This window comes from Nocardiopsis sinuspersici, from assembly GCF_001998325.1.
Classification (GTDB): Bacteria; Actinomycetota; Actinomycetes; order Streptosporangiales; family Streptosporangiaceae; genus Nocardiopsis; species Nocardiopsis sinuspersici.
Genome location: NZ_MCOK01000001.1, coordinates 3192208 through 3205000 on the forward strand (window position 1 = coordinate 3192208; position 12793 = coordinate 3205000).

The 12793-nt window shown below is 70.0% G+C and carries 12 protein-coding genes; 4 read left to right on the forward strand and 8 right to left on the reverse strand.

Annotation, left to right across the window (positions count from 1 at the left end; all coding sequences use genetic code 11):
• Window positions 1-3: 3 nt before the first annotated feature.
• Together NOSIN_RS13705 and NOSIN_RS13710 are read right to left on the reverse strand one after the other, a co-directional pair.
• The gene (locus tag NOSIN_RS13705; RefSeq protein WP_077691114.1) at window positions 4-939 is read right to left on the reverse strand and encodes a hypothetical protein; all 936 of its coding nucleotides are present in this window, start codon (window positions 937-939) and stop codon (window positions 4-6) included.
• Entirely contained in the window at window positions 936-1733 is a 798-nt protein-coding gene (locus NOSIN_RS13710; protein WP_077691115.1) for an alpha/beta hydrolase, read from the reverse strand. Before NOSIN_RS13710 ends, NOSIN_RS13705 begins: the two co-directional genes overlap by 4 nt.
• A gap of 384 nt (window positions 1734-2117) precedes the next feature.
• Between NOSIN_RS13710 and NOSIN_RS13715 the strand changes: the two genes are divergently transcribed.
• Entirely contained in the window at window positions 2118-2930 is an 813-nt protein-coding gene (locus tag NOSIN_RS13715) for a lysophospholipid acyltransferase family protein (protein ID WP_077691116.1), read from the forward strand.
• Between the two features lie 110 nt (window positions 2931-3040).
• Here the strand turns inward: NOSIN_RS13715 and NOSIN_RS13720 are convergent, their stop codons facing one another.
• Window positions 3041-3982 (reverse strand): ROK family glucokinase, encoded by a 942-nt coding sequence (locus tag NOSIN_RS13720; RefSeq protein ID WP_077691117.1) that lies wholly within the window; start codon window positions 3980-3982, stop codon window positions 3041-3043.
• Between the two features lie 146 nt (window positions 3983-4128).
• Entirely contained in the window at window positions 4129-4584 is a 456-nt protein-coding gene (locus tag NOSIN_RS13725) for a hypothetical protein (RefSeq protein ID WP_077691118.1), read from the reverse strand.
• 530 nt (window positions 4585-5114) lie between these two features.
• Between NOSIN_RS13725 and NOSIN_RS13730 the strand changes: the two genes are divergently transcribed.
• Window positions 5115-6914, forward strand: a complete 1800-nt coding sequence (locus NOSIN_RS13730) for an AMP-dependent synthetase/ligase (protein WP_077691119.1) — start codon at window positions 5115-5117, stop codon at window positions 6912-6914.
• 472 nt (window positions 6915-7386) lie between these two features.
• On the opposite strand, the gene qcrB is transcribed toward NOSIN_RS13730, so the two are convergent.
• From qcrB to ctaE, 4 genes are read right to left on the reverse strand one after another with little or no spacing between them, the layout of a single operon-like run.
• Complete coding sequence (gene qcrB / locus NOSIN_RS13740; protein ID WP_077691121.1) at window positions 7387-9039, reverse strand: cytochrome bc1 complex cytochrome b subunit; 1653 nt, start codon at window positions 9037-9039, stop codon at window positions 7387-7389.
• 3 nt (window positions 9040-9042) lie between these two features.
• Window positions 9043-10173: a cytochrome bc1 complex Rieske iron-sulfur subunit gene (gene qcrA / locus NOSIN_RS13745; RefSeq protein ID WP_077691122.1), complete on the reverse strand. Its 1131-nt coding sequence runs from the start codon at window positions 10171-10173 to the stop codon at window positions 9043-9045.
• Entirely contained in the window at window positions 10166-11083 is a 918-nt protein-coding gene (gene qcrC, locus NOSIN_RS13750) for a cytochrome bc1 complex diheme cytochrome c subunit (protein ID WP_077691123.1), read from the reverse strand. The genes qcrA and qcrC overlap by 8 nt, the downstream gene beginning before the upstream one ends.
• 17 nt (window positions 11084-11100) lie before the next feature.
• Window positions 11101-11727, reverse strand: coding sequence for an aa3-type cytochrome oxidase subunit III (gene ctaE / locus NOSIN_RS13755; RefSeq protein WP_170293691.1), 627 nt, complete (start codon window positions 11725-11727; stop codon window positions 11101-11103).
• A gap of 482 nt (window positions 11728-12209) precedes the next feature.
• Between ctaE and NOSIN_RS13760 the strand changes: the two genes are divergently transcribed.
• Together NOSIN_RS13760 and NOSIN_RS27230 are read left to right on the forward strand one after the other, a co-directional pair.
• Entirely contained in the window at window positions 12210-12647 is a 438-nt protein-coding gene (locus tag NOSIN_RS13760) for a response regulator transcription factor (RefSeq protein ID WP_077691125.1), read from the forward strand.
• A complete protein-coding gene (locus NOSIN_RS27230) occupies window positions 12644-12790 on the forward strand; it encodes a hypothetical protein (protein ID WP_170293689.1) in 147 nt (48 codons plus the stop codon). The genes NOSIN_RS13760 and NOSIN_RS27230 overlap by 4 nt, the downstream gene beginning before the upstream one ends.
• Window positions 12791-12793: the final 3 nt, after the last annotated feature.

Genomic DNA, 12793 nt, shown 5'->3' on the forward strand with positions numbered 1-12793 from the left:
TGGTCAGACCACCGCCCCGTTGTCGGGCCCGCCGTCGTCGGGGGGCCGGGAGTCGGTCATGCGCAGGATGAGCACGACGAAGCTGACCAGGAACGCCAGCACCGCCGCGAACATCAGCCAGTTGGGCAGGGTGACGCCGACGAAGGCGGCGCCGAACACCAGCACCGGTGCGCCCAGCAGGCCGAACCAGGCGGCGATGCCCACCCGGTCGCCCTGGAGCAGGGGCGGCGGGGGCGGCGGCTCGTAGTGGCCCTCCAGTTCCGCCTCGGCCCGGCGGCGGGCCTCCTCCTCCGCTTCGTCGCGGCCGCCGCCGGCCTCCGCGGGCCCCTCGGCCAGGAGGTCGCCGACGGAGAAGGTGTCCCCGTCCCGTTCTGGTGCGCCGAGGTTCTCGGCGTCGGGCCAGGAGGCGCGGCGCCGTTCGGCGGGGGTGTCGGCGTCGTCGTAGAAGCGCGCGACCAGGTCGTTCCAGACCTCGTCCTCGTCGGCGGGCTCGGCGGGAGCGGCGTCGGGGTCGACGTTGTCGGGCGGGCCGTCCAGCAGGTCGCCGCCGACCGTGGCGTCGGAGGCCGAAGCGCCCGGGGCCGGGCTTCCGGAGGCGGCGGTCCCGCCGCCCTCCTCGTCGTCTGTGTCGGGCCGGGGCTCACGCGGGGCCAGCAGGTCGGGCGCCGCCTCGGGGCGGTCGTCCAGTTCGGGCAGTTCTGCGCCCAGGACCCGCTCGGCGGCGGTCCTCTCCTCGGCGTCCACGTACAGGTGGTCGGTGGGCGGGTCGTCGTCCTGGCCTCCGGCGGGGTCGAGGACGTCCTCGTCCAGGGGGACCGCGTAGGCGGCGATGCCGCTGCGGCGCAGGGCCTCCAGCATCAGGTCGGCGTGCGGGGACGCGAGCAGGATCAGGGGCACGTAGGCGTCGGCGAGCAGGCCGTTGCCCCGACGTTGCGTCATCTGTCGGCTCCTTCCCCGCTTCTGCTGTGCTCTCGCACGAAGGCGAGGCTCCCGTCGAAGATGGTGGCGGCGTCATGGTCGAGGGTCGCCACGTGGTAGCTGTCGTGGAGCGGGTGGATCATCAGCCGGGTGTTGACCGCTCTCCTAGCGAGGATACGCAGACTGCTCGGTCCCACGACGTGGTCCTGGGTGCTCCGGTAGGCCAGGATCGGCGCTCGCAAACCGGACATGCCCTCCTGAACTTCGCGCCACAGCTTCGGGAGTGTCGCCGCGGCCGCGGTGGGCACGCGGTCGTAGCCGCCCTCGGAGGTGTCGTCCTTGGAGATGTCGCAGGCCAGGCCGGGTGTGGAGGGCATGATCCGCGAGATCGCCCGGCGGAACGGGGCGATGAGGGGCAGGCGCGGGTCCTCCACGGCAAGGGAGGGGTTGACGAGAACGGCTCCGCGTACGAGGTCGGGGTGCCGCTGCGCCAGGCGCAGGGTGAGGGCGCCGCCCATGGACAGTCCCATGACGAACACCTCCGCGCAGCGCAAGGCCAGCTCCAGCAGGGCCCGCTCGACCTCGGCCAGCCAGTCGTCGCTGGTGGTGAGGTTCATGTCCCGCCAGACCGTGCCGTGCCCCGGCAGCAGGGGCGCCTCCACGCTGAGTCCGGCGGCGGCCAGGTACTCGCCCCAGGGACGCATCGAGTACGGCGAACCGGTGAACCCGTGGCAGAGCAGGACGCCGACCTCCGACCCGCGGTGGCTGAACGGCTCCGCGCCCGGGATCAGGGGGAGGGCGTTGGACGGTCTCACGGAGCGGCTCCAGGAGTCATGCGGTACGGGGACGCGGGTGGCCGGAGCGCGGTCGTCGGGGGCGCACCGATCCTGCCTCCAGCCGTGAGGCTAGCCGCTCGGCGGACTGTTTGCCATGAGTGCACACTAACGCTCCCGCCTCCGGAGCGGAGAGGGGAGTCGCGTGCCGCGCGGGCCGACTGAGTATCCTCTTCTGCGATGGGCGAAGGGCCCGATCGGGGGCGCTTTGGCACTCGCCCCCACACGGTGGGAGGATGGCGCACGTCAGGCGGCTCTCCCCGTGTCACTCGGGCGCGGACCCACCTGGCAATGTCGGCCGAGCGGGACAGTGATCGTGGCAGACCCTGCCCAGTGCTCCCCGCGTGTGCAGGGGTGATCTGAGCGATGTTCTACTGGGTGGTCAAGGCGTTCCTGGGGCCGGTTCTGGCCGTGCTGTGGCAACCGCGTGCCGAGGGTGTGGAGAACGTGCCGCGCCGGGGTCCGGCCATCATGGTCAGCAACCACCTGTCGTTCTCCGACCACTTCTTCGGCCCACTGCCGCTACCGCGCAAGATCACGTTCCTGGCCAAGGCCGAGTACTTCACCGGCACGGGTGTGAAGGGCCTGCTGAGCCGGGCCTTCTTCACCGGGGTGGGGCAGATCCCCATCGACCGCTCCGGAGGCAAGGCCAGCGAGGCGGCGCTGCGCACCGGTCTGAGGGTGCTCAAGCGCGGCGACCTGCTGGGGATCTATCCCGAGGGCACCCGCTCCCCCGACGGCAAGCTGTACCGGGGCCGTACCGGTGTGGCCCGCCTGGCGCTGGAGTCCAGGGCACCGGTCGTCCCGATGGCGATGATCAACCTGGAGAAGATCATGCCTCCGGGCCGTACCGTGCCCAAGCTGGGGGTGCGCCCGAAGGTCAGGTTCGGCAAGCCGCTGGACTTCTCCCGCTACTACGGCATGGAGAGGGACCCCCGCGTGCTGCGGGCGGTCACCGACGAGATCATGTACGCGCTGATGGAGCTGTCCGGCCAGGAGTACGTGGACCGCTACGCGCAGTCGATCAAGGAAGAGCTGGAGGCCGAGGCTAAGGAGGCCCGGCGCGAGCAGCACGCCAGTGACAAGGACCGCAGACGCGCCGAGCGCGGACAGCGCAAGGAGGAGCGCCGCGCCCGCCGTGCGGAGAGGCGGGCCGCGAGGAAGGGCTCCAAGGAGTAGGGCGGTCCGGCGGCCGCCCGGACCGGCGGACGGCGGTCGGCCCCCGCGGCGTCCACACGGTGGAGGTCGCGGGGGCCACGTGTGCGCGGGGCCGCCCGGGCCGGGGCCGGTCAGTGCCGGGCGAGGTCTCCCGCGCCGACGATGCCCGCCTCGCCGCCGAGTTCGGCCAGGCGCACGTCGGCCAGGCGGCGGTTGGGGCGGCCCGGGACGTGGCGCGCGAAGGAGGCGCGCACCGGTTCCAGGATGATGGCCCCGGCGTCGGAGACCCCGCCGCCCAGGACGAAGCACTCGGGGTCGAGGATGGCGGCCAGGTCGGCCAGGCCGAGCCCGGCCCACTCGCCCACGGCGGCGAAGCACTCCAGGGCCGCCGGATCCCCCTCCAGCGCGGCCTGGGTGATGACGTGGCCCTGGACCTGCTCGACGACGCCGTCGGCGAGCTTGAGCATGCGCTCGGCGGCCCGTGGGTCGGTGCGTGCCCGGTCCTGGCCCTCGGCGACCAGGGCGCGGCCGCTGGCGTACTGCTCCCAGCAGCCGTGGTTGCCGCAGGCGCAGCGGCGCCCGTTGGGGACCATCCGGTAGTGGCCGATCTCCGCGGCCACGCCGTAGCGGCCCCGGTGCAGGGTGCCGCCGATGACCAGGCCGCCGCCGATGCCGGTGCCCAGGGTGACGCAGACGATGTGGTCGCTGCCGCGTCCGGCCCCGAACCTGGCCTCGGCCCAGGCGGCGGCGTTGGCGTCGTTCTCGATGACGACGGGCAGGCCGACACGCTCCCGCACACGGTCCCTGAGCGGCTCCTCGCGCAGCCCGAGGTTGACGGCGACCTGCACGGTGGCGCGGTCCTCGTCCACGAACCCGGCCACCCCCACGCCGACCGCCTCGACGGCGCCCCGCCTCGCGCGCAGCTCGTCGACGGCCTTGGCCACGACCTCGGCCAGCGCGGCGGGGTCGTCGCTGGGCGTGGGGTACTTGACCTTGTCCAGGATCTGCCCGGCGGGGTCGACGACTCCGGCGGCGATCTTGGTACCGCCGATGTCTACGCCGATGGTCAGCATGGGGGCAGCTCCTTCGTACTTACGCCCGAACTCTGACATAAGTCTCAAGGTTCATGGCAGAGGGTTTCCATATGCGCGAGGCCCCTCGATTAAACCAGGCCCCGGGCACCCGGGACACCCCCGGCTTCGGACCCGCTCCCCGGCGCCTACTCCCTTGCCGTGACCCGGCGTTCGGTACCGCCCGCCGTGCCCCCGTCGCGGCCCGGCCCCGGATCTTCCCCGGAGCGCCGCTGGTCGGCGGCGTCGGCGCGGGTCTGCTCCAGGGAGCGCTCGACCACGTCCCAGGTGCGGCCCAGGGCTCCGACCATGGCCAGTCCCGCCCGGCCCAGGTGACCGGCGACCTCGGGGGCGGACGTGCGCACGATGTCGAGGACCTCCTCCAGCGCGGGGCGCTGCTGGTCCGACTCCATGCGGATGGCCTCCTCCCACACGTCCCCCTTGCTCGGGGGCGGCGAGGTGACGGCGCTGACCCCGCGCCGGACCCCGGCCGCCAGCAGCCTGCGCTGGAGGCTGTCGACCAGCTTCAGCGCGTCGTCGACGATGTCGGGGTTCACGCCCCCGCCCTCGCCCGAACCACCGTTGCGATCAGCGTTCTCCGCCATGTCAGGTTCCTCCTTCGCGCCGCGTTCTGCTTCACGGTAACCGGCGCCCCGGGCGTCCGGGGGCTTCTCGTCGCAGGATCAGGGAGGAACCAGGGTGGGCACACGGGGGCCCCGAACCCGGGCACGCGAGGAGGCGGCCGACCCTGGAACCTCCCGGAGTTCGGAAACGTTACAAAGGACGCATAACTCTATTAATGTGCACAAAAGTCACGCCAGGCGTATAGTCTCGCGTGCGTACGAGGAGTAACCGGGATCACTGCTCTGACCTGCGCGCTCCCGGACGGCCCGCGCGGCCTCACACACCCGCGAACGGGCCTGGCACCGCGTACACACCCTGCCCCGGGGACGGGAGCCGGAGTGCCCGGCGCAGAGGGAGCGCCGCTGTGAACAGCGCGTTCACCTCGCGCCACACCTTCGTCAGGATTACCTTTGGATACCGAACGGCAACACTTTCTACTCACGAGTAGGTCCTGTTGTTACGGTCGTCACGTCCCCATCACCAGAACCCCGTACATGTCCAGGAGCACCACGTGCGCGAATACAGCTCTCCCGCGAAGGCTGAGATCTCCGATGACGCGCGACTGACCGACACGCTCTACGAGCGCGCGGCCAGCGAGCCCAACGCCGTCGCCGCCCGTCGGCAGGAGTCCGGCCAGTGGCGCGACGTCACCGTGGCTGAGCTGCACGGCGACATCGCCGCGTACGCCAAGGCCCTGCTCGACGCCGGCATCGAGCACGGTGACCGCGTCGCCCTGATGTCCCGCACCCGCTACGAGTGGACCGTCGTCGACTACGCCATCTGGTCCGTCGGCGGTGTGACCGTTCCGATCTACGAGACCTCCTCCGCCGAGCAGGTCGAGTGGATCCTGTCCGACTCCGGCGCCAAGGCCGCCTTCGTGGAGAGCGAGGACCACGCCCAGCGCATGGAGTCGGTCCGCGAGAGGACCCCCGAGCTCGGCCCGGTCTGGAGGTTCGACGGCCCCGAGTACGCCGAGCTGCGCTCCGCGGGCGCCGACGTCAGCGACGAGACGCTGGACAAGCGCCGCACCGCGGTCAAGGTCGACGACATCGCCACCCTCATCTACACCTCGGGCACCACCGGCCGCCCCAAGGGGTGCGAGCTCACCCACCGCAACTTCCTGTTCATCTCCCGCAACGCGCTCAACGGCCCCGCCAAACAGGTCATGCTCGGCAGGGAGAACCCCTCCACCCTGCTGTTCCTGCCGCTGGCCCACGTCTTCGCCCGCTTCGTACAGGTCATGGTCATCGAGGCCAGGGCCACCCTCGGCCACTTCCCCTCCACCGGCCCGGACCTGATCGAGCAGTTCTCGGTCTTTCGCCCGACCTTCCTCCTCGCGGTCCCCCGCGTGTTCGAGAAGGTCTACACCAAGGCCGAGCAGAAGGCCTCGGCCGAGGGCAAGGGCAAGATCTTCAACGCCGCCGCCGAGACCGCCATCGCCTACAGCAAGGCGCTCGCCACCGGCCGCATCCCCCTCGGGCTCAAGCTCAGGCACGCGCTGTTCGGCAAGCTGGTCTACGGCAAGCTGCTCGCGGCGCTGGGCGGCAACGCCGACTACGCCGTCTCCGGCGGCTCCGCGCTGGGCGCCCGCCTCGGCCACTTCTTCCGCGGCATCGGCTTCACCATCATCGAGGGCTACGGTCTCACCGAGACCACCGCTCCCACCTCCGTGAACAGCCCCGAGTTCAACAAGATCGGCACCGTGGGCCAGCCGCTTCCCGGCACCACCGTGAAGATCGCCGACGACGGCGAGATCCTCCTCAAGGGCGACCACATCATGGTCGGCTACTGGAAGAACGAGAAGGCCACCAAGGAGGCCTTCACTGAGGACGGCTTCTACCGCACCGGCGACCTGGGCTCACTGGACGAGGACGGCTTCCTGAGCGTCACCGGCCGCAAGAAGGAGATCATCGTGACCGCGGGCGGCAAGAACGTCGCCCCGGCCGTGCTGGAGGACCGCATCCGCGCCCACGCCCTGGTCAGCCAGTGCATGGTGGTCGGCGACAACCGCAAGTTCATCGCCGCGCTGGTCACGATCGACCCCGAGTCGTTCGCGCAGTGGCGGGAGGCCAACAACAAGACCGGTGAGGTCGCCGACCTGACCGAGGACCCGGACCTGAACGCCGCCGTCCAGGAGGCCGTGGACAACGCCAACAAGGCGGTGTCCAAGGCCGAGGGCATCAAGAAGTTCAAGATCCTGCCCAACGACTTCAGCGAGGAGAGCGGCGAGATGACCGCCTCCCTGAAGGTCAAGCGCCACGTGGTCAGCAAGCAGTGGAGCAAGGAGATCGACGACATCTACGCGGGCTGAGCCCCGTAGCACCGCCGCGCCGGAGCCGGCCGTCCCCTCGGGGGTGGCCGGCTCCCGCCGTCTCACGGCGCCTCCGCGCGGCGGGGCCGCGGGCCGACCGGGCGGGCGTGCGGTGTCACCGCCGGACCGGTGCCTCCACGGGACGGTTCCCCGTGGAAGGGGTGGGAACCCGCGCCCCTCCCCTCCACCCTCCCTCCCTCCCTCCCTCCCTCCCTCCCTCCCTCCAGCGGCCGCCAGCACACCAGACCCGTACGTGCGGCCGCCGGACGGGGCCCCACGCCCGCACGCGCCGCCACGGGCGGCCCCACGCCCGCACGGAGGCCGGACAGAGCTCGCGCGAAGGCCCTCCCGCCGACGGCACACCACGCCGGCCGGCGCCGGGCAGAGGGCGGCCAGAGGCCGCGCGAAGGCCCGCAACACGACGGACCCGGCCGCACTCGCGGCCGGGTCCGTCGATGACGTGGTGAACGCCCTAGTGGGCGGCCTCCTTCTCACCCTCCGGAGCGGAGTGGTGCAGGTGGTGGCCGCTGTGCGCCTCCACACCGTCGATGGGCACGTTGTCCTTGGTGTACCAGTGAGCCAGGGCACGACGGAGCTTCCCGGTGCCCTTGCGGGCCTTGGGGTTCTCCACACCCTTGTCGTCGACGTCGGCGTCGTCGGCCAGCGCCGTCGAGGCGATGGTCGGCTTGCTCTCCAGGACGTGGACCGTCTCCTCGGAGTTGTGCTTGTGCACCTCGATGAACTCACCGCTGGGCAGCTGCTGGATGGTCCCGCTCTCGTAGCCGTGCTCCAGGGTCTCCCGGTCACGGCGCTGCAGGCCCAGGCAGATGCGCTTGGCGATGACGAAGGCCAGGACCGGTCCCACGATGGCCAGCACACGGAAGATGTACGTGGTCACGTACAGCTCGACCGAGAAGGTCTCCGACAGGATGTCGTTGGACCCGGCCAGCCAGAGCACACCGTAGAAGGTGACGCCCGCGGCGCCCACGCCGGTGCGCACCGGCGCGTTGCGCGGACGGTCGGCGACGTTGTGCGCACGCTTGTCACCGGTGATCCACTGCTCGATGAACGGCCAGGCGGCCATACCACCGAAGACCAGGCCCGGAACGACCAGGCCCGGCACCAGCACGGCCGTCGGGATCGCGTATCCGAAGGGCGCGATGTCGAACCAGTTCGGGAAGATGCGCAGCGACCCCTCCATGAAGCCCATGTACCAGTCGGGCTGGAGCCCGGAGGTGATGGACGTCGGGGTGAAGGGCCCGAACAGGTGGATCGGGTTGATCTGGACGAACGCGCTCAGGACCGCGATCACGGCGAACGTGAAGAAGAAGAACCCGCCGGCCTTGACCGCGAACGCCGGGAACATGGGTGTTCCGACCACGGTCTTGTCCGTACGCCCCCTGCCGGGGTACTGGGTGTGCTTCTGGTGCCACAGGATCATGAAGTGCGCCACGATCAGGCCCAGCAGCAGGGCCGGGATCGCCAGCACGTGCAGCATGTACAGCCGCGTGATGATGTCCTCGCCGGGGAACTCCCCGCCGAAGAGGAACATCGAGATGTACGGGCCGATCAGCGGCAGCGCCATCATCACGCCCTGGAGGATCCGCACGCCCATGCCCGAGGGCAGGTCGTCGGGCAGCGAGTAGCCGAAGAGGCCCTCGAGCATGGCCAGGACGAAGATCGCGACGCCGATCAGCCAGTTGATCTCGCGCGGCTTGCGGAACGCGCCGGTGAAGAACACGCGGAGCGCGTGCACCACCAGGGAGGCCACGAAGATCAGCGCGGCCCAGTGGTGGATCTGGCGGACCAGGAGCCCGCCGCGCACCTCGAAGGTGATGTAGAGCGTGGAGGCGTAGGCCTCCGACATGGGAACGCCACGGAGGCGGTCGTAGGAGCCGTCGTAGATGATCTCCCCCATGCTCGGCTTGAACCAGAGCGTGAGGAAGACACCTGTGATCAGCAGGATGATGAACGAGTACAGCGCGATCTCACCCAGCATGAACGACCAGTGGTTCGGGAAGACCTTGCGCAGGTTCTTCTCGCCGGTCTTGGCCAGGTGGAAGCGGTCGTCGATGAAGTTGCCGACGCCGCGAAGCGCCTTGGGTGCTTGCGTGGTCTTACTCATCGACTAGTCCTTCGCGTAATCCCAGAACGTCGGACCGGGCGGCGCCGTGAAGTCGCCGGTCGCGATGAGGTAGCCCTCATCGTCAACGCTGATCGGCAGTTGCGGCAACGGGCGGTGCGCCGGGCCGAAGACGACTTCTGCGGCGTTCGCGGCGTCGAACGTCGACTGGTGGCACGGGCACAGGATGCGGTGCGTCGTGCTCTCGTACAGGGCCGCGGGGCAGCCCACGTGGGTGCAGATCTTGGAGTAGGCGATGATGCCGTTGTGCGTCCAGTTCAGGCGCGTCACACCGTCGGTACCCTCGACCTCCTCCTTCATCCGCTCCTCCCAGTCGCCCTCCGGGATCTTGATCAGGAGGATCACGGACTTGGCCATCTCGTCGAGGCTGATCCCGTGCGGGTGGTGCTCGTCGTCGATCGCCGGCAGGGCCGAGATCATCGCGTTGGGATCGTTCTCGAAGTCCTCGGCGCGGACGGCACGGTGGGTGCCCTCCACGTACATGCGCAGACCGGGCTCCCACACGGTGTTCTTGAGCTTGTTGCCGGGAAGCGGGCCGGTGTCGCGCAGCAGCACGATCGGCGCCAGGCCCAGCGGCAGCATCGCCAGGATGAGCGTGCGCCGCATCAGCGGGCGCTTGGTGAAGCCGCTCTCGTCGGCGCCCCTCATGAAGAACGCGCCGAAGGAGCCCTTCTCCTGCTCGCTGGAGGGCAGCTCGTCATAGGGCGAGGCCACCTCGTAGTGGGGCATCACCTGGCGGGCCCAGACGGTCATGCCCGCGCCGATACCGAACAGGGAGAGGGTGAGCGTGCCACCCAGCAGCATGTTCGAGTACTGGGCGATCTGCGGCTCGGCGATCGCCTCAGGTCCGAACACGAAGTAGGAGGCCAGGAAGCCGATACCGCCCAGGAAGGCCAGGACGAACCACAGCGAGGCGAGCTTCTCGCCCCGCCGCTGCGTCTCCTCGGGCCGCCCGTGCGTCTCGGAGGCCTTGTACGGGCCCTCGTGGCCGCTCTCCGGGGCCGCCGAGGTCCCCGCTTCGGACACCACGCGTTCTCCGGCCTTGGGAGTGCCGACCACGCGCTCGGGCGCGGGGCCCCCGGCCTCGTTGTTGTCGTTGGTGTTGTTCTCAGTCATGGGCTCGCTGCTTCGCGGTGATCCAGATCGCACAGGCAACGATCAGGGCAAGGCCGACGACCCATGCGATGAGGCCCTCGGCCACCTGGCCGACCCTCTCCAGGGCGAAGATGCCGCCCGCGTCCGGTTCGGACTGGAGGGTCTTCACGTAGGAGATGAGTTCCTGCTTCTCCTGGGGCTCGATGACGCCGTCGCTGAACATCGGCATGGCGCCGGGGCCGCTGACCATGGCCTCGTAGATCTGGCGCGGGGACGCGTCGTGGATCTCGGGGGCCCAGCGGCCGTCGGTGAGGGCGCCGCCGCCGCCCGACCAGCCGTGGCAGTGCGCACAGTTGGTCAGGTAGAGCCGCATGCCCATGTCCGTGTCCTCGGCGCCCTGGACGTAGGCCTCGTACTCGGTCTGGTACTCCTCGACCGCCGCCTCGTAGGCCTCCTCGCTCTCGAACCGGTCGCGCTGGGGCGCCTCGCCGGGAACGTCGTAGGGGATGTCGGGGCCCAGGTCGTCGGTCCTGATCTCCGCGTTGTAGTAGGCGATCAGGTTCTGCAGGGCCTCCTCGGAGATGGCCATCGGCTTGCGCGGCATCTGGCTGTCCGGGTCCATGGACGGCATGCGCCCCGTGCTGACCTGGAAGTTGACGGCCGCGGGGCCGACCCCCCGGATGTCGGGCCCCTGCTCGGTACCGCTGCCGTCGTAGTTGTGGCAGGTCGCGCACGTCTGGTCGAAGACTTGCTTGCCCTCGAGGACGTTCACGTCGTCGGGTGACGGGGCGTCAACGGCGAGGGTCTGCGCCTGGGCCTGGTCGGAGGTGGGCGCCAGGGCGGCGTACCCCACCCCGAACAGGGCTAGCGCGAGGATGACGACGACATACCCCGCCAGGGGATGCCGTCGCCGCGCGGTGATCCATTTCACGGTTTCCCCGTTTCGGGTTACTGGATGAAGTAGATGGTGCAGAACAAAGCGATCCAGACCACGTCGACGAAGTGCCAGTAGTAGGACACGACGATCGCGCTGGTCGCCTGCTGGTGGGTGAAGCGCTTCGCGGCGTACGTGCGTCCCAGCATGATGAGGAACGCGACCAACCCACCGATGACGTGGAGTCCGTGGAAGCCCGTGGTCAGGTAGAACATCGACCCGTAAGCGCTCGACTGCAGAGTCAGGCCCTCGTGGAGGATGAGCTCGTAGTACTCATACGCCTGTCCGAGAACGAAGAACAGGCCCATGAAGAACGTGATGAAGAACCACATGCGCAGCTTCTTGACGTCACCGCGCTCGGCGGCCCAGACGCCGGCCTGCGCGGTGAAGCTGGAGGCCACCAGGACGAGCGTGATGGCCGACGCCCACGGGACGTTGAGGTGGGTTGCCGGCCATTCCCCCAGTTCGGGGTTTCCGTTCGTCACCGATCGGATGGTGAAGTACATCGCGAACAGCGCGGCGAAGAACATGAGTTCGTTGGCCAACCACACGATGGTGCCAACACTCACCAGGTCAGGACGCTTTGCCGCACCATGTGCTGGTGTCGGTGCTGTATTTGGGTTCGCGGTTGCTGTCGCCACGGGAGCATTATTACGGCATCTCGCGCAGGCCCGTACCCGACCCCCCGTAACGCGACGGATCGGCGGCGACGCGAGGCGCTCCAGAGCCCCCGAAGGGGCTGTTCACCGTGACTGGGACGTTACTGTAGCGGCTCGGCCCTCTCTCGCGGTCGCACGACGCGCCCGCGGGGACCGAAAATCGCGATCCTGGGCGGCTGAGGCGTTTCGTACCCCCGCAGATGACACTCCAACCCACCCCGGCCAACGCCCGGGCATCGAAAGCATCACCATTGTGTAACGCGGGCTCGGGAGCGGGTTAACGCACCGCCCGGACGTGCTGGCATCCTGTGGTGTCGAAGGTCTCAGCATCCGGCACGGGCCCCGCGCCCCTTCTGGGCAGCGGGGCCGCGAGGCAATACAGTCAGAGGCATACAGCCAACGAACGCCTCGGCCGCACCCCCCATGGCGGCGGCCTTGGTCAGACGCGATGGGACGGTTGCGCGATGGTGGTCAGCGGTACGGACACGGGTGCCAGGATGCGCGTGCTGGTCTACAGCGACAACGCCGACACCCGTGAGCAGGTGCGGCTGGCGATCGGCCGCCGCCCGGCCGCGGACGTCCCCAAGGTGGAGTTCGTCGAGTGCGCGACCTCGCCCGTCGTCCTGCGCAGGCTGGAGGACACCGACCCGGCCGCGCGCATCGACGTGGCGATCTTCGACGGCGAGGCCTCCCCCGTGGGCGGGATGGGCCTGTGCCGCCAGGTCAAGGACGAGGTCTACCGCTGCCCGCCGGTGCTGCTGCTGGTGGGACGGCGCGACGACGGCTGGCTGGCCACCTGGTCGCGGGCCGAGCAGGTCGTCAGCCACCCGATCGACCCCGTCACGCTCGCCGAGTCCCTGGCCGAGCTGATGCGCCAGCGGGCCGCGGCCCTGAGCGGATGACCGGAATGGGACACGGCCTGGGAACGGCCGAGAACGGTGAGAGGGAACTGCGCCGCCGCGGCGTGGTGGGCGCCGCCCTGCACCACGGCGCCGACACCGGGCGATGGCGCGGCCACGCCCCGATTCCCTTCCCGGGCGCCTGAGGG

What these genes read in the sequence shown, in the direction of transcription:
- NOSIN_RS13760 (WP_077691125.1), top strand. Translation starts at nt 12,210, where the DNA reads ATGGTGGTCAGCGGTACGGACACGGGTGCCAGGATGCGCGTGCTGGTC.
- NOSIN_RS13705 (WP_077691114.1), bottom strand. Translation starts at nt 939, where the DNA reads ATGACGCAACGTCGGGGCAACGGCCTGCTCGCCGACGCCTACGTGCCC.
- NOSIN_RS13715 (WP_077691116.1), top strand. Translation starts at nt 2,118, where the DNA reads ATGTTCTACTGGGTGGTCAAGGCGTTCCTGGGGCCGGTTCTGGCCGTG.
- qcrB (WP_077691121.1), bottom strand. Translation starts at nt 9,039, where the DNA reads ATGAGTAAGACCACGCAAGCACCCAAGGCGCTTCGCGGCGTCGGCAAC.
- NOSIN_RS13720 (WP_077691117.1), bottom strand. Translation starts at nt 3,982, where the DNA reads ATGCTGACCATCGGCGTAGACATCGGCGGTACCAAGATCGCCGCCGGA.
- NOSIN_RS27230 (WP_170293689.1), top strand. Translation starts at nt 12,644, where the DNA reads ATGACCGGAATGGGACACGGCCTGGGAACGGCCGAGAACGGTGAGAGG.
- qcrA (WP_077691122.1), bottom strand. Translation starts at nt 10,173, where the DNA reads ATGACTGAGAACAACACCAACGACAACAACGAGGCCGGGGGCCCCGCG.
- NOSIN_RS13725 (WP_077691118.1), bottom strand. Translation starts at nt 4,584, where the DNA reads ATGGCGGAGAACGCTGATCGCAACGGTGGTTCGGGCGAGGGCGGGGGC.